The organism is Shinella zoogloeoides (genome assembly GCF_030733845.1).
In the GTDB taxonomy this organism is placed as follows: Bacteria; Pseudomonadota; Alphaproteobacteria; order Rhizobiales; family Rhizobiaceae; genus Shinella; species Shinella zoogloeoides_C.
In genome coordinates this window covers 207,481-234,101 of the sequence record NZ_CP132311.1, presented here as the reverse complement: position 1 = coordinate 234,101, position 26,621 = coordinate 207,481, and the positions used below count along the sequence as shown (strand labels likewise).

Sequence of the window (26,621 nt, the reverse complement as noted above, 5' to 3'; positions counted from 1 at the left end):
CATGGCAGTTCTGGTAACGGGTGGCGCGGGCTATATCGGCAGCCATATGGTGTGGGCGCTCGTCGATGCCGGCGAGGAGGTCGTGGTGCTCGACCGGCTTTCCACAGGCTTCCGCTGGGCGGTGGCGCCCGAGGCGCGCTTCTACGAGGGCGATATCGCCGATGCTGCGCTGCTGGCGAAGATCTTCGCGGAAAACCGCATCGATGCGATCATCCACTTCGCCGGATCGATCATCGTGCCGGAATCGGTGAGTGATCCCCTCTCCTACTACGAGAACAACACGGTTAAGTCACGCGCGCTGATCGCCGCCGCCGTCGCGGCCAAGGTGCCGCATTTCGTCTTCTCCTCCACCGCCGCCGTCTACGGCACGCCGGATGGAACGGAACCTGTGCTCGAGACCGCGGCGCTCCGGCCGGAATCGCCCTATGGCTCCTCCAAGCTGATGACCGAGATCATGCTGCGCGACACCGCCGCCGCGCATGACTTCACCTATACGGCGCTGCGCTATTTCAACGTGGCGGGTGCCGACCCGCGCGGCCGCACCGGCCAATCCACCAAGGGCGCCACGCACCTCATCAAGGTGGCGAGCGAGGCGGCGCTCGGCAAGCGGGACGGCATGGATGTCTACGGCCTCGACTATCCAACGCCCGACGGCACCTGCATCCGCGACTATATCCATGTCAGCGACCTTGCCAATGCGCATCTCAAAGCCCTGCAGCGCATGCGGGCGGGCGGCGGCTCGATCGTCGCCAATTGCGGCTATGGCCGCGGTTTCTCCGTGCTGGAAGTGCTGGAGCAGGTCAAGGCCGTCTCCGGCAGGGATTTTCCCGTGCGCTTTGCCGAGCGCCGGCCGGGCGATGCGGTGCTCATCGTCGCCAATCCCTCCGTCGCCATGAAGGAGCTGGACTGGAAGCCGCAGCATGACGACCTCTCCTTCATCGTGCGCACCGCGCTCGACTGGGAAGATCACCTCGGCAAGCGCAACCAACGCTGAGTTTCAGGGTTCCCCGAGCAGCGTCTTCTCATGCGCGATGGCACGGTCGATGAGCCGCGCCCAGATCTCTTCGTAGAAATCGCCGTCGAGGCCGTGCGCCTCGGCATTGCGGCGGGCGTTGTCACGCACCTGCCGGACACGCTCCGGCACGTCGGCGGGAATGCCGAGGCCGGCCTTGATCTCGGCGGCCCGGCCGATAAAGCTCCAGCGCTCGGCAAAGAGCGACATCAGCGCGTCGTCGACCCGGTCGATGTTCTCCCGGATCTCCGCCATCGTCGTGCAGTCTGCCGCAGTCTTCGCCATTCCGGTCTCCTCGTGTCGGGAACGGGATAGCAGAGGAACGTTTTTGGGGGAAGGCGCTCAGGTGTCGCAAGACACAAGGCCACATGCAGGCCCGGGGGTTAGGCAAAAGGAGGGTGCGGTCCTGTCTTTCGCCTGCGGGCCTGCATGCTGGCCGAGGCGGAACCTAGGCAAGCAAGCTGGCGCGAGGCTGGAAGCGGTAACGTAACGTGAAGTCAGGTTCCGATGGCGAGTTTTATCGCTAACCCGAGGATCGTCACCGCCAGAACGCCGCCGGCCCAGAGGCCGGCGAACCAGAGGAGTTTGCGCGCCGTCGAATGCTCCGCCATCAATGATAGCCCTCTTCCGGATCGACCTTGCCGCGGAAGACCCAATAGGCATAGGCGGTGTAGCCGAGGATCATCGGCACCAGCACCACGGCCCCGACCAGGAGGAAGGCGAGGCTTTCCTCCGGGGCAGCGGCCTGCCAGATCGTCAGCGAGGCGGGCACGATATAGGGATAGAAGCTGATGCCGATGCCGGCGAAGCCGAGCACGAAGAGGCCGAGCGCGGCGAGGAAGGGCCGCGAATCGTGCTGCGTGCGCAGGCCGTGGACGAGAAGCGCGAAGCAGCCGAGCACGAGCAGCGGCACGAGCAGGGAGAAGGCGACGGTCGGCCAGCCGAACCAGCGCTCGAAATAGAGCGGCTCGAGGAAGGGCGTCCACAGGCTGAAGACACCCATGGCGACAAGCGTGCCGATGCCGGCCTTCAGCGCGTAGCCGCGGGCGCGCTCGGCAAGCGGCCCGCTCGTCTTCATCACTAGCCAGGTGGCGCCGAGCAGAGCATAGCCGATGAGAAGCGCAAGGCCCGTCGCGATGGAGAACGGCGTCAGCCAATCCCACCAGCCGCCGGCATAGGCGCGGTTTTCGACCGGGATTCCCTGTACAAGCGCGCCGAGCGCCACGCCCTGGGTGAAGGCCGCGACCATCGAGCCGCCGGCAAAGGCGATATCCCAGAGGAACTCGCCGCGCCGCGTGCGCCAGCGGTATTCGAAGGCCACGCCGCGGAAGATGAGGCCGAGCAGCATCAGCACGAGCGGCATGTAGAGCGCCGGCAGGACGGTCGCATAGGCGAGCGGGAAGACCGCCATCAGCCCGCCGCCGCCCAGCACCAGCCAGGTCTCGTTGCCGTCCCAGACGGGGGCGACGGAATTCATCATCACGTCGCGGTCGTGCTTTTCCTTGAAGAAGGGGAAGAGAATGCCGACGCCGAGATCGAAGCCGTCGAGGATGACATAGGCGAGCACGGCGAAGGCGATGATCGCCGCCCAGATGAAGGGAAGGTCAAGCACCATGGTGGTGGCTCCCGGATTTGGTGGCGACGGCGGCGGCAGGCGTGATGCCGGCCGAGCGGATCGGGCCTTCGGCAAGATCGGGCATCGGATCACGCGGCAGCCGACCCATCAGGCGCAGGATGTAGAAGGTACCGGCGCCGAAGACGAGGAAATAGACGACGATGAAGGCGATCAGCGAGGTCGCGACGGCCGGCGCATCGATCGGGGCGACGGAATTTGCCGTCAAGAGGTGGCCGTAGACCGTATAGGGCTGGCGGCCGACCTCCGTCGTCACCCAGCCGGCCAGCACGGCGATAAAACCGGCAGGGCCCATCAGGATCGAGGCGCGGTGCAGCCAGCGGTTCTGGCCGAGCGTGCCGCGCCAGCGACACCACAGCGACCAGAGCCCGAGGCCGAGCATGGCGAACCCGATGGCGACCATGATGCGAAAGGACCAGAAGACGACGGCGACCGGCGGCTGCAATTCCCTCGGCACCGTGTCGAGGCCGGCGAGCGGGGCGTTGAGATCGTGCTTCAGGATGAGGCTCGACAGTTTCGGAATCTCGATGGCGTAGTCGATACGCTGCTCGGCCGCGTTCGGAATGCCGAAGAGGATGAGCGGCGCGCCGTCCGGATGGCTCTCATAATGCCCCTCCATCGCCATGACCTTGACCGGCTGGTGCTCCAGCGTGTTGAGGCCGTGCAGATCGCCCACGAAAATCTGGATCGGCGCGACGATGGCCGCCATCCACATGGCCATGGAGAACATCTTCCTCGCGCGCTTCGGCGCATCGCCGCGCAAGAGGTGATAGGCGCCGACAGCACCGACGACGAGGGCGGTCGTCAGGTAGGCGGCAAGCACCATGTGCACGAGCCGGTAGGGAAAGGAGGGATTGAAGATCACCGCCCACCAGTCAGTGGGCACGAACTGGCCCGCCTCGTTGACGGAAAAGCCGGCGGGCGTCTGCATCCAGGAATTGGCGGCAAGGATCCAGGTGGCCGAGATCAGGGTGCCGACGGCGACCATGAGGGTGGCGAAGAAATGCAGCTTCGGGCCGACGCGGTTGAGGCCGAACAGCATGACGCCGAGGAAGCCCGCTTCGAGGAAGAAAGCGGTCAGCACCTCGTAGCCCATCAGCGGCCCGATGACCGGCCCGGCCTTGTCGGAGAACACGCTCCAGTTCGTGCCGAACTGGTAGGACATGACGATGCCCGAGACGACGCCCATGCCGAAGGCGAGCGCGAAGATCGTCTTCCAGAAATTGAAGAGGGCGAAGTAGACCTCGTCCTTGGTCCAGAGCCACAGCCCTTCCAAGACGGCGAGGTAGCTCGCAAGGCCGATCGAGAAGGCCGGGAAGACGATGTGGAAGGAGACCGTGAAGGCGAACTGGAACCGGGCGAGCAGCGTTGCGTCCAACTGTTCGAACATTGGCCACATCCTTTCTGAAGCGCCGCGGATTTTGCCCCGTGGCCGCGACGAAGAATGTGGTCCGGAATAGGCAAAGGTCAATTCCGCCCGCCCGCCCACGTTGCCGCACCGCGACAATCGCCCGCGTGCGGCATTTCGCGTCCCGCTATGGCTCGCCACAACGAGCGAAGCCCCCGGTGCTTCCACCGGGGGCTTCGAGGACATGCCGCAGTGGCGCCGCCTGTTAGCGGGCGTCGCGGTTGACGCCCTGGTAGTAGTCGCCGTTGGCCGGGCCGACATTGGACGCCGTTTCATTGGCGATGACGACGCGGTTGCCGATGCTGTGCGTGCGGATCGTGTCGACGGACTGGCTCTGGGCCTGTTCGTTGGCAACGCCCGGATAGTAGTCGCCCTTGCCGGCGGCGAGAGCGGCCGAACCGCCGAAGACGGACGCAGCAACGAGAGCGGCGGCGAAGGTGGTGTTGAGGGTCTTGGTCATGGTCGTAATCCTTGAATGCTAGTCAGTCTTGGGAGGTTGTTCAGGCGTAGCCACAGCTTACTGGTGCTTGGAAACGCCCTGGTAGTAGTCGCCCTGCGCGGCGCCGACTTCGGCGCTCGTCGGAGCGGCCTTGACGGCACCGTTGCCGATGCTCTGCGTCGTCGTGCGGTCGATCTGGTGGTTCTGGACCTGCTGCGGCGAGACGCCCTGGTAGTAGTCGTCACCGGCGAGAGCGGCGGAAGCGCCGAAGACGGAGGCGGCAACGAGAGCGGCGGCGAAGGTGGTGTTGAGGGTCTTGGTCATGGTCGTAATCCTTGAATGGAGGTCAGTCTTGGAGGTTGTTCAGGCGTGGCGGCGGCTTACTGGTGCTTGGAAACGCCCTGGTAGTAGTCGCCCTGTGCAGCGCCGACTTCGGCGCTCGTCGGAGCAGCCTTGACGGCACCGTTGCCGATGCTCTGCGTCGTCGTGCGGTCGATCTGGTGGTTCTGGACCTGCTGCGGCGAGACGCCCTGGTAGTAGTCGTCACCGGCGAGAGCGGCGGAAGCGCCGAAGACGGAGGCGGCAAGAAGAGCGGCAGCGAAGGTGGTGTTGAGGGTCTTGGTCATGGTCGTAATCCTTGAATGGAGGTCAGTCTTGGGAGGTTGTTCAGGCGTGCGGCAGCTTACTGGTGCTTGGAAACGCCCTGGTAGTAGTCGCCCTGGGCGGCACCGACTTCAGCGCTCGTCGGAGCGGCCTTCACGGCGCCATTGTCGTTGCGGATGCTCTGCGTGGTGAAGCGGTCGATCTGGTGGTTCTGGACCTGTTGCGGCGAGACGCCCTGGTAATAGTCGTCACCGGCGATAGCGGCGGATGCGCCGAAAACGGAAGCGGCGACGAGAGCAGCGGCGAAAGTGGTGTTGAGGGTCTTGGTCATGGTCGTATCTCTTTCCATATATGTGTGGGTGGAAGCGGCGGTGTGGTCTTGCTCGATTGCCGGGGCGGGCCAGTGCGGGGCGCTCACAGCTCTCTTTGCTTCAACAGTTCCGACATCGTCATTCCCTTCGGTTGACTTCCGGAAGCGGGGTGTGCCGCTTTCGTGAATTAAAGATGGTCCCTCAATTTGTGGGACGCAAGGGTCTGCTTTTGGAAACAACTGTCAACGTTTTTTGAACAGTGAAAATCGGCATTTTGCGCTGCAACCAAAACCGGTCCGAAGCACAAGAACCGTCCATGCAGACGGTTTATTGTTTTGCAGAAAAGTTCCTTTAAATAATTGTTTTACCAACCAATTTAGATTTTTTTGATAAAAGCCAAGTCGCTAATGCACGCAAAAAATGCGGCACCGACGCGCCATATCAAGAAATGTGGCGGTATATGAACGAATGCCGATTTCAAGAGTTTCACGAATGTGTGACATGTAAAAAAACAGTCACAAAACGTCTTGTGGCGTGATTTCAATTGTGACGAAATCGTGACGAAAGCAGCCGCGCGAGGCGGGTCACGACCCGCCCCTCATCGCCCATCCGGCGCAGATGATTCCCCCTATCCAGCCCTTTTCAGGCCGAGCGGAGATAATGTTCCGTCAGTTCCGTCCAGAAGGCGGCGCCGACCGGCAGAAGATCGTCGTTGAAGTTGTAGGCGGGGTGATGCAGCGACCTGTCGTTCTCGCCGCTCCTACCGCCGAGGAAGAAATAGGTGCCCGGCCGCTCCTTCAGCATATAGGCGAAGTCCTCGCTGCCCATGAAGGGCCGGGCGAGATCGACGACCTTGTCCGCGCCGGCAAAGCGGACGGCAAGGTCGCGCACCAGATCCGTCTCGGCCTTGTGGTTGACCGTCGCGTCGTAGAAGCGCTGGTAGTTCACGCTCGCGCTCATGCCGTAGCTTTCCGCCTGGCGCTCGGCGATGAGGCGGATGCGGCGCTCCAATTCGTCGCGCACGGCCGCATCGAAGGAGCGGATGCCGACGACGATTTCTGCGCGGGACGGGATGATGTTGCTCGCCGAGCCCGAATGGAACGAGCCGACCGTGACCACCGTCGGATCGAGCGGGTGGATGTTGCGCGAGACGATGGTCTGTAGCGCCATGACGATCGAAGCGCCGCAGACGATGGGGTCCAGGGTCTCCTGCGGCTCCGCGCCATGGCCGCCGACGCCGTTGACGGTGATGCGCGCCTCATCGACCGCCGCCATGATCGGACCTTCGCGCAGCGCGAACTGGCCGAACGGCAGGCCCGGCTCGTTATGGAGCGCGAAAACGGCATCGCAGGGGAACCTGTCGAACAGCCCCTCCTCCACCATGATCTTCGCCCCGCCGAAATTCTCTTCGGCCGGCTGGAAGATCAGGTGCACGGTGCCGTCGAAATTGCGCCGCTCGGCAATCGCCTTCGCCGCGCCGAGCAGCATGGTCGTGTGGCCGTCATGGCCGCAGGCATGCATCTTGCCGGGCGTCTTGCTGGCATAGGCAAGGCCGGTCTCCTCATGGATGGGCAGCGCATCGATATCGGCGCGGATGCCGATCGACTTGCGGCCGGTGCCGTTGGTCAGCGTCGCAACAAGGCCGGTTTTCGCAAGGCCGCGCGTGACCTTGTAGCCATAGCTTTCAAGATGACGGGTGATGACATCAGACGTCCGGACTTCCTCGAGGCCAAGTTCCGGATGCTCGTGCAGGTCGCGGCGGATCGCCACCATTTCGGGCATGGAATTGAGGAGGGTCGAATGGATCGTCATGTCATTATCCCTTTTCACGCGCCGCGCGTTGGAATCTTGCTTTCAAAATAGCGGAAGGCGACCACCAGGATGGCAGTCAGGCAAAGATAGATGAGCGCCAGCAGCAGAAGCGGCTCATAGGTGATGTAGGTTTCCTGCCGCACCTTGGAGATGACGGCGTAGACGTCGATCACGGTGATCGTCGCCACGAGCGGGGTCGATTTGAGCTGCAGCACGGTCTCGCCGTTCAGCGTCGGCAGCGCCCGGTGCACGGCGCGCGGCAACCAGATGCGGCGGAACATCGTGAACCGGCCCATGCCGTAGGCCCGCGCGGCCTCGAGCTCTCCCGACGGCACACCGGCGAACGCCCCGCGCATCACCTCGCCCTCATAGGCGGCGAAGGAAATGGTCAGCGCCGCCACGCCATAGGGCCAGGCCTCGCGCAGATAGGGCCAGAGGAAGGAGCTGCGGATACCCGGAAACTGCGGGAAGAGCGAGCCGAGCCCGTAATAGAGCAGCCAGAGCTGCAGCAGGAGCGGCGTGCCGCGGATGACGGTGCAGAAGATCTTTGCCAGCATCTTCAGCGGCCACGGCCCCGTCACCTGCACGAGGCCGATGGGCACCGCGAGGAGGAAGCCGATGAACGCGGTGCTGAACAACATCAGCAGCGTGACGCCGACTCCATGGGCAAGGCGGCCGGAATATTTCGGCACCCAATCCCAGCGCATGAACCAGACGACGCAGAAGACGAGGATGGCGGCGATCGCCATCAGCACGATGCGGTGCGGCTTGAAGAAGCTCTTCTTCGACGGCAGCTCGGTGAGCGCCAGGGCGGAAACGGTCTGCTCGCTCATCACGCCGGCCTCACCATGCCGCGCCGGTAATGGCGCTCGATGAAGCCGATCAGCACATTCGAGATGAGCGTGATCGCGAGATAAAGCACGCCCGCGGCGCAGAAGAAGAGAAGATAGGCCTTGGTGCTGCCCGCCGCCTGCCGCGTGACGAGCGTCAGTTCGCTGAAGCCCACCACCGCGAGCAGCGCGGTATCCTTGGTGGCAATCAGCCAGAGATTGGAGAGGCCGGGAATGGCGTGCGGCAGCATGGCCGGCAGCGTGATGCGGCGCATGATCTTCATCGGCGACATGCCGTAGGCGCGCGCCGCCTCGATCTGCCCGGCCGGTACCGCCTTGATCGCTCCGCGGATAACCTCGGTGGAATAGGCGCCCTGCACCACGCCAATGACGAAGATGCCCGCCGCAAGGCCGCTGATGTCGACCGCGCCCCAGCCGAGGGCGGCGGAGATCTGGTTCAGCACGTCCGTGCCGGCATAGTAGAGAATGAGGATAAGCACGAGTTCCGGCACCGCCCGCACCAGCGTCGTATAGACCTCCAGCAGGTCCCTGGTGACCGGGCCGCCGTAGAGCTTGCCCATCGCGCCGCCGGTGCCGAGGATGAGGCCGAGCCCATAGCCACCGACGGCGATCTGGATGGAATTCCACAGCCCCGCCAGGAGAACCCCGCCCCAGCCAGGCGGCTCGAGAGCCAGCAGGCTCCAGTTGATCAGCGATCCGGCATCGGCCATGGGGTCTCAGTTTCCTTCCGTGCAGACAAATCCTGAAAGCCGGCGCTTGCCTTTCCCCCTCTGGCCTGCCGGCCATCTCCCCCACAAGGGGGGAGAAAAGATGCGGCAAGGACCTGCCCCACCCCAAACACCGAGCGGGGCAGAAAAGCCCCTCCCCCTTGTGGGGAGGGGTTGGGGAGGGGTTTTCCCCCGATCAGCCGCCGTAGATGTCGAAGTCGAAATACTTCTTCGAGAAGGTGTCATAGGTGCCGTTCTCGCGGATCGCCTTGATCGCGGCGTTGATCTTGTCCTTCAGCTCCGTCTCGCCCTTGCGCAAGCCGACGCCGACGCCGAGGCCGAGGACTTCGGGATCGTCCTTCACCATGCCCTTCATGTCGCAGCAGGCAGAACCCTGCTCGGACTTGACGAATTCCAGCATCGCGACGGAATCGGCCTGCACCGCGTCGATGCGGCCGGCGGCGAGGTCGTTGTTGGCCTCGTCCTGCGTCTGGTATTCCTTCACCGTCACGCCGGCCGGGGCGAAATACTTGTTGGCGTAGACCTGGTGGATGGTCGCGACCTGCACGCCGAGCGTCTTGCCGTTGAGGCCTTCCGGCGTCGGCTCGAACTTGACGTCCTTCGGGCCGATGATGCCCGGCAGCGAGTTGTAGTACTTGTCGGAGAAGTCGATGGTCTGCTGGCGCTCGGGCGTGATCGACATGGAGCCGATGATCATGTCGATCTTGTTGGTGGTCAGCGCCGGGATGATGCCGTCCCAGGCGACCGGCGTGACGACGCAATCGAGCTTGGCTTCGGCACAGATCGCCTTCATGAAGTCCACTTCCCAGCCTTCCCAGTTGCCCGAGGCGTCCGGCGAGGTGAAGGGCGGATAAGGCTCGGCGGCGAAGCCGACGCGGACCTGCTGGGCGGCCGCGCCGGAGATGGCCGCAAGGCCGATGGCGGCGGCAAGGGCGATGGTCTTCAAGGCACTCTTCATGATCTTCCCTCTGTTGGTCTTATGGTTCTCAATGAATGGAGCTGATGAACTTCTTCAGCCGCTCCGATTTCGGTGATCCGAAAATCTCCTCCGGCGGGCCCTGTTCCTCGATGAGGCCGCCCGCCAGGAACACGACATGGCTCGCGACGTTGCGTGCGAACTTCATCTCGTGGGTGACGAGGATCATCGTGCGCTTCTCCTTGGCGAGATCGCCGATGACGGAGAGCACCTCGCCGACCAGTTCCGGGTCGAGCGCGGAGGTCGGTTCGTCGAAGAGCATGACATGGGGCTGGATGGCGAGCGCCCGGGCGATGGCCGCGCGCTGCTGCTGGCCGCCGGAAAGGAAGGCGGGATAGGCGTCGCGCTTCTCGTGGAGGCCGACGCGGCGCAGCAGCGCCTCGGCCCGCTCGACAGCCTCGTCCTTCTTCACGCCCAGCACATGCACCGGCGCCTCGATGACGTTTTCGAGAATGGTCATGTGCTGCCAGAGATTGAAGCTCTGGAACACCATGCCGAGGCGGGAGCGGATGCGCTGCACCTGGCGGCGGTCCGACGGCATCATGCCGCCGTGACCGTCGTTCTTCATGGCGATGGTCTCGCCGTGGATCGTTACGGAACCGGCGCTCGGCAGCTCCAGCATGTTTATGCAGCGAAGGAATGTCGACTTGCCCGAGCCGGAACCGCCGATGATGGCGATGACGTCGCCCTCATGCGCGGTGAGCGATACGCCTTTGAGAACCTCGAGCGGTCCGAAGCGCTTGTGCAGGTCCTTGACCGCGATTGCCTCGGCGCGTTCCGTCATCGCGGAGCAGTCTCCGGCGCACGGAAAATCGATGCATGCATCATGCCAAACTTCCCCTGTTTTTCAGCGCTCCCGCGGGCATCTTCGGCCCGTCGTGTCGTCTTGTGGAAAGCATCGTGGCACTTGTTAAGAAATTATTCAAGCGTATAATAGGTGCATCGCTGACTTTTCCGCCAGCGCCCGCCCACGATCCAATTCCTTGAGGAGCATTGAATGACCGCCTACGGTTCGCAGGAAATGTCGGCCCCCCTGTTGCGCGTTCTGATGCGTCGTCCCGGCGCCAGCCTGAAGGGCGCCGATCCGGCCAAGTGGCATTACGGCCCGACCTTCGATGGCGCCCGCGCGGTTCACCAGTACAAGGCCTTCGCCGACCTCGTCGAAAAGTCCGGCACCGAGATCATCTGGCTGGAGGACGAGGGCGACGGCCTTGCCGACGCGATGTTCACCCACGACCCGTCGCTGATGTCCGACCACGGCGCGATCCTCCTGCGCATGGGCAAGCCGCTGCGCGTCGCCGAAACCGCCCTGCACGAGAAGGCCTATGCCGAGCGCCAGATCCCCATTCTCGGCCGTATCACCGGCGAGGGCACCGTCGAGGGCGGCGACTGCATCTGGCTCGACGCGAAGACACTCGTCATCGGCCGCGGCGTGCGCACCAACCAGGAAGGCATCGACCAGATCTCGGCAATCCTCGCGCCCCACGGCGTCACCGTGCTCGCCTACGACCTGCCGCTCTGGCATGGCGAGGAGGCCTGCCTTCACCTGATGAGCGTGATGAGCCCGCTTGCCGACGATCTCGCGCTTGTCTTCGCGCCGCTCCTGCCCGCTGCCTTCTACCAGTTGCTCAAGAAGCGCGGCGTCCGCCTCATCGAGGCGCCGGCCGACGAATTCCACGCCAGCAACGGCCTGTCGCTCAACGTGCTGCCCACTCGCCCCAACCAGGTCATCATGGTGGAAGGCTTCCCGGCCACCAAGGCGGCCATGGAAGCGGCCGGCTGCACCGTAGAGACGTTCGAGGCCGACGCACTGTGCATCGCCTGCGAGGGCGGCCCGACCTGCCTGACGCGGCCGGTGCTGCGCCGCGCGGCTTAAAGCAATTCCAGCAAAGTGTGTAGCGGTTTTGCGTCCGGAATTGCGTAGAAACTAGAAGAGGACAAGATGGCCCGCCGGACCTTCCATCGCGCCCCCGAGGCCGAACGCCGCCACGACCTGATCGAGGCGACGCTCGACTGCATCGCCGAATACGGCCTCGAGGGTGCGACGGTCCGGCAGATCGCCATCAAGGCGGGCGTGACGGCGGGCCTCATCCGGCACTATTTCCAGTCCAAGGAGCATATCCTCCAGGAGGCCTACCGAGTCGTCATCGCCCGGCTCACCGAGAAGGCCGAGCGGGTGACGGGCGATCCGCAAACGCGGCTGCGCGACTTCATCGTCATCAACCTGACGGAGCCGGTCGCCAACAGCCGCAGCCTGTCACTCTGGGCCTCGTTCATCAGCCGCGTCAGCGTCGATCCTGAACTCGCCGCGATCCATCGCGAGGGCTATCTCAGCTTTCGCAACGCGCTGGAAAGCCTGCTTGCCGATTTCCTGACCGCCCGCGGCGCGGACGCCTCGCCCGAGCGCTGCCGCCGGCTCGCCATCGCCATCAACGGCCTGCTCGACGGCCTCTGGCTCGAAGGCTGCCTTGCGGGCGAGCTCTTCGGCGAGAGCGAACTGGTCGGCATCGCGCTGACCTCGATCGAAACGTTGCTGGGATTACCCCTCGGACCGGTCGACGCCGCGCGCGCCGACCCCTAAAACCATACCCCAATCGAAATGCGGAGAACGGCCATGCGCTACGCGTCCATCACAGACCGACTTCAAAATCTCGGCTCGGAGAAATGGGCCATCCATGCCGCGGCCCGGCGCATGAAGGCCGAAGGCCAGGCCATCATCGAGCTCACCATCGGCGAGCCGGACGTGCCGCCGGACCCGGCGCTGCTGGCCGAAGCCGTGCGCTCCATGCATGCCGGCCGCTACCGCTATTCCAACGGCCGCGGCGAGCCGCCGATCGTCGAGGCGCTGGTGCGCAAGTACAAGAAGCGCCGCAGCGACGTGACCGTCGAGAACGTGCTCTGCTTTCCAGGCACCCAGACCGCGCTCTTCGCCGTCATGCTCGGCCTCGTCGAGACGGGCGACGCCGTGCTGGTCGGCGATCCGCTCTACGCGACCTATGAGGGCGTCATCCGCTCGACCGGGGCCGAGCGCATCGCCGTGCCGCTGCGCCCGGAAAACGGCTTCCACATGAAGGCCGCCGACCTCGAGGCCGCCATCACGCCGGAATGCCGTGTGCTGCTGCTCAACACGCCGCACAACCCGACCGGCGCCGTGCTGACCGCGCAGGAGATCGCCGAGATCGGCGCCGTCTGCCGCAGGCACGACCTCTGGATCGTCTGCGACGAGGTCTATGAACAGCTCGTCTTCGGCGCGACCTTCGCCTCGCCCTTCGACAATCCCGATCTTGCCGAGCGCACCATCGTCGTCTCCTCCATCTCGAAATCCCACGCCGCGCCGGGCTTCCGCAGCGGCTGGGCCATCGGCCCGGCGGACTTCTGCACGCGGCTGCTCTCGGTCTCCGAGACCATGCTCTTCGGCGGCCAGCCCTTCATCGCCGACATGACGGCCTATGCGCTCGACAACCCGATTTCGACCGCCGCCACCATGCGCCAGAGCTACAGGGCGCGCGCCGCGCGCTTCGCCTCCGCCCTTTCCCGTGCGCCGGGCCTCGTACCGCTGCCGCCGGAGGCCGGCATGTTCATCGTCGTCGACGTGTCCGAGACCGGCATGAGCGGCGAGGAATTCGCCTGGGCGCTCTTGCGCGAGGAACTGGTCGCCGTCATGCCGGGCTCGTCCTTCGGCGAGGAGGCGGAAGGCTATATCCGCCTGAGTTTGACCGTGCCCGATACCCATATCGACGAGGCCTGCCGGCGCATCGCTGCGCTCGCCGCCCGATCCGCCAGCCCGAGGGAGCGCCGCGCATGACCACCAAGACCGTCGGGGAAGTTCTCGTTGACCTGCTGGAAGCCAACGGCGTCGAAGTCGTGTTCGGCATTCCGGGCGTGCACACGGTCGAGCTCTATCGCGGCCTTGCAGCCTCGAAGATCCGCCACATCACGCCGCGCCACGAACAGGGCGCCGGCTTCATGGCGGACGGCTATGCCCGCGTCTCGGGCAAGCCGGGCATCGCGCTGGTCATCACCGGCCCGGGCCTCACCAACACCATCACCGCGATGGCGCAGGCCCGGCAGGATTCCGTGCCAATGCTGGTGATCTCGGGCGTCAACCGGCGCGATTCGCTCGGCCATGGCCGCGGCCTGCTGCATGAACTGCCGGACCAGCAGGGCATGATGAAGACGCTGGCGCTCTATTCGCATACGCTGCTCAACCCCGCCGACCTGCCGCTCGTCGTCGAGCGCGCCTTCGCGGTGCTGCTCTCCGGCCGCCCCGGCCCGGTGCATATCGAAATCCCGACCGACGTGATGGCCAAACCCATCGAGACCGGCAGCTTCCCGGCCGCCGTCGCCACCCGCCCGCGCGCCGACGCGGAAACCCTGCAGCGCGCCGCGATCCTCTGCACCAACGCGTCGCGCCCCGTCATCCTTGCCGGCGGCGGCGCGATCACGGCGGAGGAGGAAATCCGCGCGCTTGCCGAACGCATCGGCGCGCCGGTCGTCACCACCGTTAATGCACGCGGCATGCTCGCCGGCAGCCCGCTCTGCGTACCGGCCAGCCCGAGCATGAAATCGGTGCGGCGCCTGCTTGCCGATGCCGACCTCGTCGTCGCCTTCGGCACGGAATTCGGCCCGACCGACTACGACATCAATGTCGACGGCGGCTTCCCGCGGCTGAAGACGCTGATCCGCATCGACATCGATGCCGCCCAACTCGCCCGCACGCCGCAATCGGGCCTGTCGATCTTCTCCAGCGCCAAGACGGCCGCCGCCGGCATGCTCGGCTTCCTCGAAGGCCACAAGCCGATCGGCAACGGGGGCCCACGCGCCGAGACCGCGCGCAAGGGCGCCTGGAGCGAGCTGACGCCGAAGATGCAGGCGGAGGTCGGCATCATCGACACGATCTGGCGCACCCTACCCAAGGCGATCATCGTCGGCGACTCGACCCAGGCAGTCTATGCCGGCAACTACTATTGCGCCGCGCCGCGCCCGCGCAGTTGGTTCAACGCCGCGACGGGCTACGGCGCGCTCGGCTTCGCCCCACCCGCCGCCATCGGCGCGGCGCTTGCCGAGCCGGACGCACCGATCATCTGCCTTGTCGGTGACGGCGGCCTGCAATTCTCGCTGTCCGAAATCGGCTCGGCGGCCGATGCGGACGCCCGCGTCGTCTTCCTCGTCTGGAACAATGACGGCTACCAGGAAATCGAGAACTTCATGGTCGAGGCGGGCATCACGCCGGAAGGCGTCAAACCGTCCGCGCCCGATTTCATCGCCATCGGTACCGCCTATGGCGTGCCGTCCGAACGGCTCGCCGACATACGCGACCTTCCGGCCGCCCTGGAGCGCGCCGGCGCGCGCAACGGCCCGAGCCTCCTCGAAATCCACCAGACGAAGACGGCCGGCGCGACGGCCTGATCTAGAGCATGTCAGGTTCAGATTGAACCAGACATGCTCTGAATTCTTTTGTTTTCGTTTGTCTTTTCGGGAAAACCGGTTCCCACTTTTCCCTGACAAACTCTAGACAACGCAAAGCAAAAGGCCCGGTTTCCCGGGCCTTTTCCATTAAAAGCGTCATGATCAGATTGCCGGGCGGCTCTTGAGCAGGTCGCGGATCTCCGTGAGGAGGAGCACGTCTTCCGGCGGCGGCGCAGCTTCGGGAACGCCCGCTGCCTTTTCCCTCTCCAGCGAAGCGCGCATGCGGTTCACGCCCTTGATCATCAGGAAGATGATCCAGGCAAGGATGAGGAAGTTGATGAGAACGGTGATGAAATTGCCGTATGCGAAGACCGCGCCCTGTTCGCGGGCGGCGGCGAGCGAACTGGCCGTCACATTGCTCGACAGCGCGATGAAGTAGTTGGAAAAGTCGAAACCACCCCCGGTCAAGGCGCCGATGATCGGCATGACGAGGTCATTGACGACGGATTCGACGATCTTGTTGAAGGCTGCACCAATGATGACACCCACGGCGAGGTCCATGACATTGCCGCGGGCGATAAATTCCTTGAACTCATTGAGCATACGGGTCTCCTTTTGCTGCGACGCGAAAGCAACCTAGTGCAGTTTTTGTTGCGAGGAAACTGCGCTCCATCAATATTCAGGGGTTTGCACACGGGTCTTCTCCAACCCCGACTTCCGGCGCGATTTGCTTCCGCAACGCTTTGGCCTACACTGCCCGAAAAGGCCGAAGGACTGCGGGAGGAAGCATGCCGGGCTCGCTGATATTCGCCTTGGCGCTCGCCTATCTGCTCCTGCTCTTCGCGGTCGCAAGTTACGGCGACCGCAAAGCCAGACGCTCCGAGCGCGCCTCCAGGGGCCGGCCGCTCGTCTATGCGCTCAGCCTTGCCATCTACTGCACTTCGTGGACCTATTTCGGCGGTGTCGGCCTTGCCACCAGCCACGGGCTGGAATTCGCCGGCATCTATATCGGGCCGATCCTGATGTTCACGCTCGGCATGCCGCTCCTGCGCCGCATCGTGACGCTGGCGAAATCCGAGCGTCTCACCTCGATCGCCGACTTCGTCGCCGCCCGCTACGGCAAGAATCCGGGCGTCGCCGCCGTCGTCGCGCTCATCTCGCTGATCGGCTACATCCCCTATATCGCGCTGCAGCTGAAGGCCGTGTCGAGCTCCGTCGCGGCCATGGTCGACACGACCGGCTTCGGCATCGCCGCCTCGGGCGGCCTCATCGACCTGCCGCTGGTCGTCACGCTCTTCCTCGCCTGCTTCGCCATCGTCTTCGGCACGCGGCACACTGACGCCACCGAGCACCAGGATGGCCTGATTCTCGCCATCTCGATGGAATCGCTGGTCAAGCTCGTCGCCATCGCCTCGGTCGGCATCTACGTGATCTATTTCATGTTCGACGGGCCCGGCGACCTCTGGCAGCGCGCCTCGGAGAACGAGCGCGTCATGCAGTCGCTGAGCTACGAGACGCCGGTCGCACGCTGGATCCTGCTCATCGTGCTCTCCGCCTTCGCCATCGTGATGCTGCCGCGCCAGTTCCACGTCACGGTCGTGGAGAACCGCACGGCGGGCGAGCTGCGCATGGCGGGTTTCCTCTTCCCGCTCTACCTCATCGCCATCAACCTCTTCGTGCTGCCGGTCGCCATCGGCGGCGTCATGACCTTCAACGGCCAGGGCGACGCCGACCTCTACGTGCTGACCCTGCCCTTCGCGCTCGACCAGCCGGTCCTGACGCTCGTCGCCTTCATCGGTGGCTTTTCCGCCGCCACCGCCATGGTCATCGTCGCCTCGGTGGCGCTGTCCATCATGGTGTCGAACGATATCGTCATCCCCGTCGTGCTGCGCCGCAACCTCATCGGCGGCGTCGAGCAGCAGGACGACCTGTCGCGCATGCTGCTGCGCATCCGCCGGCTGGCGATCTTCTTCGTGCTCCTGCTCGGCTATGCCTATTATCGCGCGGCGACGGCCAATGCGGGCCTCGCCTCGATGGGCCTCCTCGCCTTTGCCGCGGCGGCGCAGGTCGCACCCACCCTGCTCGGCGGCCTTTTCTGGCGCAACGCGAATGCGCGCGGCGCGATGGCGGGCATGATCTGCGGCCTGGTGGTCTGGGCGTACCTGCTCTTCCTGCCGAGCATCGGCGTCGCCGACAATGCCTATGTCGCCGAAACCGTGCTCGGCTTCCTCTTCCCCGGTGCCACCATCTTCACCGGCGAGAACGCCGATCCGCTGGTCAACGCGACCCTGCTTTCCATGATGGTCAATGTCGGTGCCTATGTGATCGGCTCGCTCACCCGCAACCCGACCTCGCTGGAGCGCCTGCAGGCCGGCACCTTCATCCGCGCCAAGCCGCGCCTCGAACGCGCCTTCCGCGGCCGGCGGACGAAGGTGACGGTGCGGGACCTCAAGACCACCATCGCCAAATATCTCGGCGAGGAGCGCATGCAGCGCTCCTTCCACACCTATGAGCGACAGGTCGGCCGCTGGCTGGAGGACAATGCGCCGGCCGATGCCGCCATCGTGCACTTCTCGGAACAGCTGCTCGGCAGCGCCATCGGCTCCTCCTCCGCCCGCCTCGTGCTGTCCCTGGTGCTCCAGCGCATCGACGACACGCCGACGGATACGGACTGGCTGCTCGACCAGGCCAGCGAGGCCCTGCAATACAATCAGGACATGCTGCAGACGGCGCTCGGCCAGATGGACCAGGGCATCGCCGTCTTCGACAGCGAAGGCAACCTCACCGTCTGGAACCGCCGCTTCCGCCAGTTGCTCGACCTGCCGGAATATGTCGGCCAGGTCGGCTTCCCGCTCGCCGACATTGTGGAAATCCTCGCCGAGCGCGGCGACATCGCAGAGGCCGACCGGGAGACGGCGATCACCCGGACCATGACCTTCGACGAACCCTTCGCGCTGGTGCTTTCAGGCGGCGAGCGCATCGTCGAGGTGCGCACCAATGCCATGCCCGAGAAGGGTTTCGTCTCCACCTATACCGACATCACCGACCGCGTCGCCTCCGACCGGGCGCTGAAACAGGTCAACGAGACGCTGGAGCAGCGCGTCGCCGAGCGAACCGCCGAGCTCACCCGCGTCAACACGGAACTTGCCGAGGCCCGCGCCGCCGCCGAGGAGGCCAATATCAGCAAGACGCGCTTCTTCGCGGCCGCAGGCCACGACATCCTCCAGCCGCTGAACGCCGCGCGCCTCTACTCCTCCTCGCTCGTCGAGCGACTGGGCGAGACGGAGAACCGCGAGATGATCCACAACATCGATTCCTCGCTGGAATCGGTGGAGGCGATCCTCGGCGCCGTGCTCGACATTTCCCGCCTCGATACCGGCGCGATGAAGCCGCGCGTACAGACGGTGCCGCTGAAGGACCTGTTGAAGCGCATCGAGACCGACTTCGCGCCGATGGCGCGGGCGAAGAACCTGAAGTTCACCGTGCTTTCCTCTTCGCTTGCCATCCGCACTGATCCGAACCTGCTGCGCCGTGTCGTGCAGAACCTCGTCTCGAACGCCATCAAGTATACCAATTCGGGAAAAGTCCTCGTCGGCGTCCGGCGCAAGGGCGGACATGCCTATATCCAGGTGCTCGATTCCGGCATCGGCATTCCCGCCTCGAAATTCCGCACCGTCTTCAAGGAGTTCGCCCGCCTCGACGAGGGCGCGCGCACGGCGCCGGGCCTTGGGCTCGGCCTTTCCATCGTCGACCGCATCTCGCGCGTGCTTTCCCATCCGGTCGAGCTGCAATCGACGCCGGGCCGCGGCACCAGCTTCAAGGTACGCGTGCCGGTCGACATCGCCGCCAGCCGCCACGTCGCCGACAAGCCCGCCGTCGTGCCGGCGAGCGACGAGCCGCTGAAGGGCCTCAGGGTGCTGTGCATCGACAACGAGCCGAAGATTCTCGACGGCATGCGGCTGCTCCTGTCCGGCTGGGGCTGCACGGTGACGCTCGCCGAATCCGTGGCGGCGGTCGAGGCGCTGGTCGCGGGCGGGCCGCCGGCCATCGATGCCGTTATTGCCGACTACCATCTCGACGACGGCACCGGCATCGCCGCCATCGGCGAGCTGCGCGCCGCTCTCGGCCGCGACGTGCCGGCCCTGCTGGTGACCGCCGACCGCACGCCGGACGTGCGCGCCGAGGCCGAGCGCGACACGATCCTCGTACAGAACAAGCCCGTCCGCCCCGCGTCCATGCGGGCCTGGCTGACGCAGTTCTCCGCGCTGCAGCGCGAGGCGGCGGAATAAATTTAAGCAGCAGCTTGCGCGTTGCCGATCTTGCCGAGCTGGATGACCGCCTGGGTGCGGCTGTCGACATTGAGTTTCAGGAGGATCGCCGAGACGTGCGCCTTGATGGTGGCCTCGGAGACGCCGAGCTCGTAGGCGATCTGCTTGTTGAGCAGGCCCTCGGCGAGCATGGCCAGCACGCGCGACTGTTGCGGCGTCAGCGTGCGCAGCCGCGCGATGAGATCCGCCACCTCGCTGTCCTGCTCCGGCCCGCGCACATAGCCACCCGGCGTGTAGACATTGCCGTCGAGCACCGAGCCTATCCCCTCGCGGATTTCCTCGATGGAGGCGGATTTGGAGATGAAGCCGGACGCGCCGAGATCGAGCGCGCGGCGGATAGTGGCCGGGTCGTCGCTGGCCGAAACGATGACGACGGGAAGGCTCTGGAATTCGGCGCGCAGTGAAATGAGGCCCGAGAGGCCGCTGACACCAGGCATGGCGAGGTCGAGCAGCAGCAGATCGGCGTTCGAATTGGCAGCGGCCGCCTTGCGCGCCGCCTCGAAATCGCCCGCCTCGACGATATCGGGACTGCCCGCCATTCCGGTCAGCGCCTGCTTGAGCGCGCCGCGGAACAGCGGATGGTCATCCGCGATGATGATCGTGAGTGCCGATGCCATGCGCTCCCTCCCCGGAGTACAAAGACCTCGTGACGGATGCAGCACGGCATTGCCGGCGCAGGACGGTCCGTCAGGTCTTCTGCGGGTCCGCGTCTTTCCCGGGGGCGGTTTCCTCCTCGCCGTCCTCCAGGTTTTTCACGATGCCCATGAACCTTTGCATCATCTTTTCCATGATGGTCATGGTCCGGTCAATCTCTTCATCCGTCGGCAGAGCGGGTTTTGCACCCGTCTGACCGCTCACCCCGCCTTTTTCCAGCGCTTCGACACGCTTGGCGAGGAGATCGAGCTCCTTCTCGAAGGCCGCGCGCTCGTCGGCCGCCATGCGGCAGACGATCTGCCCGTCCTGTTCGCGGCAGAGCGAAACGTCGCCCGAGGCCGTGTCGAGCCGAATGAAACCGGTCTCCGTCTTCTCCATGCGGTAGCGGCCTTCGCCTTCCGCATGGGCGGAGCCCGCCAGGAGGGTCGCGACGAAGATCAGGGGCAGAGCACAGATTCGCATGCAAAATCCTCCAAGAGCCGGTTTGCGGGCCTGTCGCCGGTGGACATTCGCCGTTCTTTGCGGCAAGCGCTACCGTTATCGACGGCAGGCAAGGGAGTAACGGGCGAGATGGCCAAAACAATCTACAAGATCGTTCCGGCAAGTCTGTGGCAAAATGCGCGGGAGGCCGGGATTTTCAAGGGCGCCGTCATCGACCTTTCAGACGGCTACATCCACTTCTCCACCGCAAGCCAGGCCAGGGAGACCGCCGTGCGCCACTTCGCCGGCCAGGACGACCTCCTGCTGGTCGCCGTCGACGGCGACGCGCTCGGCGAAAAGCTTGTCTTCGAGCCGTCGCGCGGCGGCGACCTTTTCCCGCACCTCTATGCCGCCCTCCCGCTATCCGCCGTGCTCTGGGAGAAACCCCTGCCGCGCGGCGCCGACGGCGCCCACCAGTTTCCGGAGATGCCCCTGTGATGTCGCTGCTTTCCTCGCTCGGCCGCAAGGGCCTCTTCCTCTTCGATCCGGAAACCGCGCACGGAATGTCGATCGCCGCGTTGAAGGCCGGTATCGTGCCAGCCTGCCAGGCGAAGGCCGATCCCCGCCTTGCCCAGACCGTCGCGGGCCTTGCCTTCCCCAACCCGCTCGGCATGGCCGCGGGCTATGACAAGAATGCCGAGGTGCCGGAGGCGCTGCTGCGCCTCGGCTTCGGCTTCACCGAGATCGGCACCGTTACGCCCCGCGCGCAGGAGGGCAATCCCAAGCCGCGCATCTTCCGCCTCGTCGAGGACGACGCCGTCATCAACCGCCTCGGCTTCAACAATGCCGGCCACGCGGCCGCTCTGGAACGCCTGAAGACGTGCGGCCGCGACGGGCTGATCGGTGTCAATATCGGCGCCAACAAGGACAGCGAGGACCGCATCGCCGATTACGTCGCCGGCATCCGCACCTTCTACGACGTCGCGCGGTATTTCACCGCCAACATCTCCTCGCCCAACACGCCGGGTCTGCGCGACCTGCAGGCGAAGGAAAGCCTCTCCGCGCTGCTCTCCACCGTGCTTGCCGCCCGCGCCGAGATGCAGGCGCAGCGCGGCCGGACGGTGCCGGTCTTCCTGAAGATCGCGCCCGACCTCACCGAGGAAGGCCTCGACGACATCGCCGAGGTGGCCCTCGCCCATCCACTCGACGGCCTCATCGTCTCCAACACAACCCTCTCCCGCCAAGGCCTGCGCGACGCGCGCCAGGCGAAGGAAGCCGGCGGTCTCTCGGGAAAACCGCTCTTCGAGAAATCGACCACCGTGCTCGCCAAGATGCGCAGGCGCGTCGGCGAGGGCCTGCCGATCATCGGCGTCGGCGGCGTTTCCTCGGCGGAAACAGCGGCCGAGAAGATCCGCGCCGGCGCGGACCTCGTGCAGCTCTATTCCTGCATGGTCTATGCCGGCCCGACACTGCCCGGCGAGATCGTCAGCGGGCTCTCGCGCCTCTGCGACCGCGAGCAGATCACCTCGATCCGCGCGCTGCGCGGCACCCGCCTTGCCCATTGGGCCGACCGGCCGCTCTGAACGTCCAAGGGAACCAAAGCCGCCCGATAGGGTTTCTTCCATGCGGGTGGAGTGTTCGGCAAAAGCCGGTTCACATCGACGGTAGCCTGCACCGATCCCGCCATTAACGGCCAAAACGGCCAGGAAGGGACGTACCATGGACGATCACGACGAACGGATCCGGAAAAGGGCCCACGAGATATGGGAAGAAGAAGGCCGCCCGGAAGGTCGCGAATATTCGCACTGGCTGCGCGCCAGGGCGGATGTGAACGAGGCGGACGTTGAAGCGTCGCAACGTGCCGGAAACGGCTTCATCCTGCGCCCGGACCTGCATCCGGCGGAAAGGCTAGAGCGGACCAGCAAGGCCGATATCGCCCGCAGCACCCTGCCGCCGGGCACCGTGCCGGAGAACCCGACGGCGGAAAATCCCGATCGCATCACCCGGCTGAAGCCGACGGCGCCCAGGAAACCGCTCGATGCCCGGGACATCGACACCCAACTCGACCAGCCATTTTAGCACTGGCACCGCGGGGCCGGATATGAACTCCGGCCCGGCGACGATCAGGCGAACTGCCGTCCGGCAAGTTGCGGGAGGCGCAGTGCCAGGAAAACACCCCGGAATGCCAGGAACAGATTGAGCGACAGCCAGAGGCCGTGATTGCCGAGAAGCGGCACGAAGAGGGCGAGCGCGGCAAGATAGCCGACGAAGGCCGCCAGCATCATGTTGCGCATGGCGGACGACCAGGTCGCACCGATGTACACCCCATCCATCTGGAAGGCGAGCGCGCCGGTAATCGCCGTCAACGCGGCCCAGGGCAGATATTTAGCCGCCTCCGCCCGCACGCTTTCCGTCGTCGTCAGCAGGCCGACCACATCCCCCCCGAAGACCAGGAAGAGCAGCGTCGTGACGAGGCCGAGACCGAAGGACCAGAGCATGGTGAGCTTCACCGCCCGGTCGAAGGCCGGCCGGAAGCGGGCGCCGAATGCCCGGCCGACAAGCTGTTCGGCCGCATTGGCGAGGCCGTCGAGATAGTAGCCGGCGACAAGGAAGATGTTCATCAGCACCGCATTGGCCGCCAGGACCAGCGGCCCCATCGACGAGCCGATGCGCGTCATGATGGCGAAGGCGCCGATCAGCACGAAGGTGCGGATCATGATGTCGCGGTTGAGCGAGAACAGCGCCCGCAGGCGCGCCCGCGCGAAGATTTCCGCCCGGGTGGGCCGGTGCACGCGGTCGAAGCGGGTCACGACGATGAAGAGGCCCGCCAGCATGCCGATCGTCTCGCCGGCGAAGGTGCCCCAGGCGATGCCGGCAATGCCCCAGCCGAGCCACAGGCCGAGCGTGATCGACAGCACGATGTTGATGCCGTTGATGATCGCCTGCAGCAGCAGCCCCGTCATGCCCTGCCCGCGGCCGAGCACGAAGCCGAGCAGGGTGTAATTGGCCAGCGCCATCGGCGCCGACAGCACGCGGATCGTGAAATAGGTCGACGTCACCGCCGCCACGCCCGGGGTGGGCGCCATCAGGAAAAGGCCAGCGGACAGCAGCAGCGGCGAGAGCAGCGCGATCGCCAGGCCGCAACAGAGCGCAATCATCAGCGAGCGCCAGTAGACCGCCTGCTCCTCGCGCCGGTCGCCGCGGCCGAAGGCCTGCGCCACCAACCCTGTCGTGGAGGCGCGCAAAAAATTGAAGCTGCCGAGCAGCAGGTCGAAGATCACCGCGCCGACAGCCAAGCCGGCCAGCGCATCCGCCGAGCCGAGCCGCCCGGCGACCGCCGTGTCCGTGAGCCCGATCAGCGGCGTCGTCAGGAAACCGAGCGTCATGGGAATGGCGATCGACAGCACCAGCCGATGCGTCACCTCGAAGGCGCCTGCTCCTTCATTCTCGCCCGCCGTTGTCGCGCTCATCTCTCCCCCTCCGCCTTCCCCGGCCTCAGCCCGACAACACCATCGCCCAGTACGGCCGGTTGCCCGTCGCCGGATTGGAGACGACCGCGACGCCGAGCCCGCGATAGGCGCCCAGCATGTTTTCCAGATGCTTGGGCGAGCGGTACCAGGCGTCGAAGGCCTCGGCCGCGCCGTCCTGCCCGGCCGCGATGTTCTCGGCCGCCGGCAATGCGACGTCCATGCCCTTCATACGCTTCATGAAACTCGCGCCGAAGCCGATATTGTGCTGCATCTTGCCGGCCGATGCCATGCGGCTTGCCTGGTCCATCGCCGCGCGCTGCGCCGCCTTGTCGACGGCAAGCGCCGGCAGGCCGCGCCCGGCCCTCAGCTTGTTGACGAGGGCGAGCGAGGCCGGCGTCTGGTCGCTGCCGGTGCCGGCCGAGGGGCTTAGCAGGCTCGTGGTGGAACAGCCGGCGGCGAGCGCTGCCACGGCCGCCGCGGAGGTGGCAAGGAAGGTTCGGCGTGAAAGCATGGTCACCGGCGATGGCTCAGGAGGCGGATGAGGATGAAGGCCGGCACGACGATGACGGCGCCGAGCAGCAGGTAGTCGCCGAGGCGGCCGAGCGTCTTGAAGCCGGTGTTCCACAGGTCGATGACGAAATCGCGCACCGCGAAGAGAATATCGTCCGGATAGAGCCCGAAGATCGACATCAGGAAGCCGACGGCCACCGACAGGATCAGCAGCTTGATGATCACGCGGATCGGTGTGTCGCCAAGGAACCCGTTCACGCCATTCGACATCGGTTGATTCTCCAAAAATTCGTGTCCGTTCCAGATAAGCCGTCCCCGGTCCCGCCGCAAGCAAGGGCCGCCGGCCAAGAATTCGCTTGCCTTTTGCGGCGGCCCTGCCATGTAGCTCAGCCAGTTCCCCATTTTCGAGCCCCCATGACGAGCCCGCAATTCTCTTCCGGCGATCTCATCGCCGACCGCCGCGCCGATTATGCCCGCATGTTCGCGGAATCGGGGGAGTTCGCGGAGGCGGCCGAAATCATGGAACAGGCGCTCGAACAGGTGCCCTTGTGGGCCGCCGGCTGGTTCCGGCTCGCCGAATATGCGGAAAAATCGGGCCGGAAGGAGGCGGCCGCCGCCGCCCTCGAAAAGGTCGTCGCCCTCGATCCCACCGACATCTTCGGCGCCGGCCTGAAGCTTGCCGTGCTCGCCGCCGCCGACATGCCAGCCGCGCCGCCGACGCCCTATGTCGAGCGGCTCTTCGACGACTATGCCGACCGCTTCGACACCGCGCTCGTCCAGAAGCTCGACTACACCGTTCCCCAGACGCTCGCCCGCCTCGTGCGCAGGCACGCGGGCGGGACAGCACCTTTCGGCCTCGTCAGCGACATCGGCTGCGGCACCGGCCTCTTCGGCGTCGAGTTCCGCGCCGAGGCCGAAAGGCTGGAAGGCTTCGACCTGTCCGCCGGCATGCTGGCCAAGGCGGCGGAAAAAGGGGTCTACGACCATCTCGCCCAGGCCGACCTTTCGCTTCCGGCAGAGACGAGCAGCCTTTTTGCCGAAGGCCCGGAGGCGCGCGCGGACCTCGTCAGCGCGGCGGATGTGCTGATGTATCTCGGCGACCTCGCCGCGATTTTCCCGAGCGTCGCGCGCCTTGCAAGGCCCGGCGGCCTCTTCGCCTTCTCCGTCGAGGATGGCGGCGAGGGCGATGCGCCGCTGCTGCGCCCCTCGTTGCGCTATGCCCATCCGCAGGCCTTCATCCGCCGGCGGCTTGCGGAAAACGGCTTCGACCTCGTCGCCATGGAAAAGAGCGTGATCCGGCGCGATGCCGGCCAGCCGGTGCACGGCCTGCTCTTCCTCGCCCGGCGGCAGGGATAGCCCTCGCGCGGGCCATATCGCCCGTTACAACAACGACAAGAACCCTTCGGAGATCAGGCATGGACGGCGACAAACGGCGTTTCGGCTTCTGGAACCCCACCCCCACCCGCCATACGCCGCTGGAAGATGCGCAGGGCCTGTTTGCCAGCAGCATGATCGCCGCGCTGGGCCTTGCGCTGATGAGCAGCGCCGGGCTGGTGGCGAGCGGCACCGCCGGCGTCGCCTTCATTCTGCACTATCTCACCGGCGTCAGTTTCGGCCTCTACTATACCGTCGTGAACATCCCGTTCTACATTCTCGCCCTGAAGCGCCTCGGCTGGGCCTTCACCATCAAGACCGTCATCGCCGTTTCCCTCACCTCGCTCATCACCGAGCTTCAGCCGCATTTCGTGCACATCGAGAGCATCGATCCGATGTGGACGGCAGTGCTCGCCGGCATCCTGCTCGGCTTCGGCCTGCTCGGGCTCTACCGCCACCGCGCCAGTCTCGGCGGCATCGGCGTGCTGGCGGTCTACCTGCAGGAGCGCTTCGGCATGCGCGCCGGCCTCGTGCAGCTCGCCTTCGACCTCGTGGTGCTGGTCGCCGCCTTCTCCGTCGCCGCGCCCTTCATCGTGCTGTGCTCGGTCGTCGGCGCGCTGGTGCTGAACCTCTTCCTCACCGTCAACCACCGCGCCGACCGCTACATCGCGATGTGACCTATT

General features: G+C 65.4%; 29 protein-coding genes. 11 read left to right on the top strand and 18 right to left on the bottom strand.

The genetic code is table 11. The annotated features are described in order from the left end of the window. Window position 1: 1 nt before the first annotated feature. On the top strand, window positions 2-994 hold the full coding sequence (galE, locus tag Q9316_RS02110) for a UDP-glucose 4-epimerase GalE (RefSeq protein WP_306033618.1): 993 nt from the start codon (window positions 2-4) through the stop codon (window positions 992-994). 3 nt (window positions 995-997) lie between these two features. Here the strand turns inward: galE and Q9316_RS02105 are convergent, their stop codons facing one another. From Q9316_RS02105 to Q9316_RS02050, 12 genes are all read right to left on the bottom strand, one after another. Then, a complete protein-coding gene (locus tag Q9316_RS02105; RefSeq protein ID WP_306033617.1) occupies window positions 998-1,297 on the bottom strand; it encodes a chorismate mutase family protein in 300 nt (99 codons plus the stop codon). A gap of 325 nt (window positions 1,298-1,622) precedes the next feature. Beyond that, the gene (gene cydB, locus Q9316_RS02100) at window positions 1,623-2,627 is read right to left on the bottom strand and encodes a cytochrome d ubiquinol oxidase subunit II (RefSeq protein WP_306033616.1); all 1,005 of its coding nucleotides are present in this window, start codon (window positions 2,625-2,627) and stop codon (window positions 1,623-1,625) included. Then, window positions 2,617-4,035 (bottom strand): cytochrome ubiquinol oxidase subunit I, encoded by a 1,419-nt coding sequence (locus Q9316_RS02095; RefSeq protein ID WP_306033615.1) that lies wholly within the window; start codon window positions 4,033-4,035, stop codon window positions 2,617-2,619. The genes cydB and Q9316_RS02095 overlap by 11 nt, the downstream gene beginning before the upstream one ends. Window positions 4,036-4,258: 223 nt before the next feature. Then, a complete protein-coding gene (locus tag Q9316_RS02090) occupies window positions 4,259-4,513 on the bottom strand; it encodes a hypothetical protein (RefSeq protein ID WP_306033614.1) in 255 nt (84 codons plus the stop codon). A 57-nt stretch (window positions 4,514-4,570) separates the two neighbouring features. Continuing rightward, window positions 4,571-4,816, bottom strand: coding sequence for a hypothetical protein (locus Q9316_RS02085; protein WP_306033613.1), 246 nt, complete (start codon window positions 4,814-4,816; stop codon window positions 4,571-4,573). A gap of 56 nt (window positions 4,817-4,872) precedes the next feature. Next, window positions 4,873-5,118 (bottom strand): hypothetical protein, encoded by a 246-nt coding sequence (locus tag Q9316_RS02080; RefSeq protein WP_306033612.1) that lies wholly within the window; start codon window positions 5,116-5,118, stop codon window positions 4,873-4,875. A gap of 56 nt (window positions 5,119-5,174) precedes the next feature. Beyond that, the gene (locus Q9316_RS02075; RefSeq protein ID WP_306033611.1) at window positions 5,175-5,426 is read right to left on the bottom strand and encodes a hypothetical protein; all 252 of its coding nucleotides are present in this window, start codon (window positions 5,424-5,426) and stop codon (window positions 5,175-5,177) included. Between the two features lie 622 nt (window positions 5,427-6,048). Beyond that, entirely contained in the window at window positions 6,049-7,218 is a 1,170-nt protein-coding gene (locus Q9316_RS02070; protein WP_306033610.1) for a M20 aminoacylase family protein, read from the bottom strand. Window positions 7,219-7,232: 14 nt separating this feature from the next. Further along, window positions 7,233-8,051 (bottom strand): ABC transporter permease, encoded by an 819-nt coding sequence (locus tag Q9316_RS02065; protein WP_306033609.1) that lies wholly within the window; start codon window positions 8,049-8,051, stop codon window positions 7,233-7,235. After that, window positions 8,051-8,779 carry an ABC transporter permease gene (locus Q9316_RS02060; protein WP_306033608.1) on the bottom strand — a complete coding sequence of 243 codons (729 nt, stop codon included), beginning with the start codon at window positions 8,777-8,779 and terminating at the stop codon, window positions 8,051-8,053. Before Q9316_RS02060 ends, Q9316_RS02065 begins: the two co-directional genes overlap by 1 nt. A 193-nt stretch (window positions 8,780-8,972) precedes the next feature. Beyond that, window positions 8,973-9,755, bottom strand: a complete 783-nt coding sequence (locus Q9316_RS02055; protein ID WP_306033607.1) for a transporter substrate-binding domain-containing protein — start codon at window positions 9,753-9,755, stop codon at window positions 8,973-8,975. A 28-nt stretch (window positions 9,756-9,783) separates the two neighbouring features. After that, window positions 9,784-10,557, bottom strand: a complete 774-nt coding sequence (locus Q9316_RS02050; RefSeq protein ID WP_306033606.1) for an ABC transporter ATP-binding protein — start codon at window positions 10,555-10,557, stop codon at window positions 9,784-9,786. A gap of 213 nt (window positions 10,558-10,770) precedes the next feature. On the opposite strand from Q9316_RS02050, the gene Q9316_RS02045 reads away from it, so the two are divergent. The 4 genes from Q9316_RS02045 to Q9316_RS02030 all read left to right on the top strand — a co-directional run bounded on the left by Q9316_RS02045 (window position 10,771) and on the right by Q9316_RS02030 (window position 15,182). Further along, window positions 10,771-11,649 carry a dimethylarginine dimethylaminohydrolase family protein gene (locus Q9316_RS02045; protein WP_306033605.1) on the top strand — a complete coding sequence of 293 codons (879 nt, stop codon included), beginning with the start codon at window positions 10,771-10,773 and terminating at the stop codon, window positions 11,647-11,649. 66 nt (window positions 11,650-11,715) lie between these two features. Beyond that, on the top strand, window positions 11,716-12,354 hold the full coding sequence (locus Q9316_RS02040; protein WP_306033604.1) for a TetR family transcriptional regulator C-terminal domain-containing protein: 639 nt from the start codon (window positions 11,716-11,718) through the stop codon (window positions 12,352-12,354). A gap of 33 nt (window positions 12,355-12,387) precedes the next feature. Further along, window positions 12,388-13,578 carry a pyridoxal phosphate-dependent aminotransferase gene (locus tag Q9316_RS02035; protein ID WP_306033603.1) on the top strand — a complete coding sequence of 397 codons (1,191 nt, stop codon included), beginning with the start codon at window positions 12,388-12,390 and terminating at the stop codon, window positions 13,576-13,578. Continuing rightward, a complete protein-coding gene (locus tag Q9316_RS02030; protein WP_306033602.1) occupies window positions 13,575-15,182 on the top strand; it encodes a 5-guanidino-2-oxopentanoate decarboxylase in 1,608 nt (535 codons plus the stop codon). The genes Q9316_RS02035 and Q9316_RS02030 overlap by 4 nt, the downstream gene beginning before the upstream one ends. Before the next feature lie 162 nt (window positions 15,183-15,344). Here the strand turns inward: Q9316_RS02030 and mscL are convergent, their stop codons facing one another. Then, window positions 15,345-15,785 carry a large conductance mechanosensitive channel protein MscL gene (gene mscL / locus Q9316_RS02025; protein ID WP_306033601.1) on the bottom strand — a complete coding sequence of 147 codons (441 nt, stop codon included), beginning with the start codon at window positions 15,783-15,785 and terminating at the stop codon, window positions 15,345-15,347. 185 nt (window positions 15,786-15,970) lie between these two features. On the opposite strand from mscL, the gene Q9316_RS02020 reads away from it, so the two are divergent. Continuing rightward, on the top strand, window positions 15,971-19,471 hold the full coding sequence (locus Q9316_RS02020) for a hybrid sensor histidine kinase/response regulator (RefSeq protein WP_306033600.1): 3,501 nt from the start codon (window positions 15,971-15,973) through the stop codon (window positions 19,469-19,471). Between the two features lie 2 nt (window positions 19,472-19,473). Here Q9316_RS02020 and Q9316_RS02015 read toward each other — a convergent pair whose 3' ends face one another. Beyond that, a complete protein-coding gene (locus tag Q9316_RS02015; protein ID WP_306033599.1) occupies window positions 19,474-20,127 on the bottom strand; it encodes a response regulator transcription factor in 654 nt (217 codons plus the stop codon). A 70-nt stretch (window positions 20,128-20,197) separates the two neighbouring features. Beyond that, the gene (locus Q9316_RS02010; RefSeq protein ID WP_306033598.1) at window positions 20,198-20,626 is read right to left on the bottom strand and encodes a hypothetical protein; all 429 of its coding nucleotides are present in this window, start codon (window positions 20,624-20,626) and stop codon (window positions 20,198-20,200) included. Between the two features lie 108 nt (window positions 20,627-20,734). Here Q9316_RS02010 and Q9316_RS02005 point away from each other — a divergent pair, with 108 nt between their 5' ends. The 3 genes from Q9316_RS02005 (at window position 20,735) to Q9316_RS01995 (ending at window position 22,663) form a co-directional block, all read left to right on the top strand. Then, the gene (locus Q9316_RS02005; RefSeq protein WP_306033597.1) at window positions 20,735-21,082 is read left to right on the top strand and encodes a DUF952 domain-containing protein; all 348 of its coding nucleotides are present in this window, start codon (window positions 20,735-20,737) and stop codon (window positions 21,080-21,082) included. Then, window positions 21,082-22,167 (top strand): quinone-dependent dihydroorotate dehydrogenase, encoded by a 1,086-nt coding sequence (locus Q9316_RS02000; protein WP_306033596.1) that lies wholly within the window; start codon window positions 21,082-21,084, stop codon window positions 22,165-22,167. Before Q9316_RS02005 ends, Q9316_RS02000 begins: the two co-directional genes overlap by 1 nt. 136 nt (window positions 22,168-22,303) lie before the next feature. Further along, on the top strand, window positions 22,304-22,663 hold the full coding sequence (locus Q9316_RS01995) for a DUF2934 domain-containing protein (protein WP_306033595.1): 360 nt from the start codon (window positions 22,304-22,306) through the stop codon (window positions 22,661-22,663). Between the two features lie 44 nt (window positions 22,664-22,707). Here Q9316_RS01995 and Q9316_RS01990 read toward each other — a convergent pair whose 3' ends face one another. Genes Q9316_RS01990 through Q9316_RS01980 form a run of 3 tightly spaced genes read right to left on the bottom strand, consistent with a single transcriptional unit; the run spans window position 22,708 to window position 24,834 of the window. Beyond that, window positions 22,708-24,054, bottom strand: a complete 1,347-nt coding sequence (locus Q9316_RS01990; protein WP_306033594.1) for an MATE family efflux transporter — start codon at window positions 24,052-24,054, stop codon at window positions 22,708-22,710. 25 nt (window positions 24,055-24,079) lie between these two features. Continuing rightward, entirely contained in the window at window positions 24,080-24,565 is a 486-nt protein-coding gene (locus Q9316_RS01985) for a CAP domain-containing protein (RefSeq protein ID WP_306033593.1), read from the bottom strand. A 2-nt stretch (window positions 24,566-24,567) separates the two neighbouring features. Next, window positions 24,568-24,834 (bottom strand): DUF6460 domain-containing protein, encoded by a 267-nt coding sequence (locus Q9316_RS01980; protein ID WP_306033592.1) that lies wholly within the window; start codon window positions 24,832-24,834, stop codon window positions 24,568-24,570. A 144-nt stretch (window positions 24,835-24,978) separates the two neighbouring features. Between Q9316_RS01980 and Q9316_RS01975 the strand changes: the two genes are divergently transcribed. Together Q9316_RS01975 and Q9316_RS01970 are read left to right on the top strand one after the other, a co-directional pair. Then, window positions 24,979-25,920 carry a methyltransferase gene (locus Q9316_RS01975; protein WP_306033591.1) on the top strand — a complete coding sequence of 314 codons (942 nt, stop codon included), beginning with the start codon at window positions 24,979-24,981 and terminating at the stop codon, window positions 25,918-25,920. Between the two features lie 59 nt (window positions 25,921-25,979). Next, entirely contained in the window at window positions 25,980-26,615 is a 636-nt protein-coding gene (locus Q9316_RS01970) for a YitT family protein (RefSeq protein WP_306033590.1), read from the top strand. The last annotated feature ends 6 nt before the right edge of the window (window positions 26,616-26,621 follow it).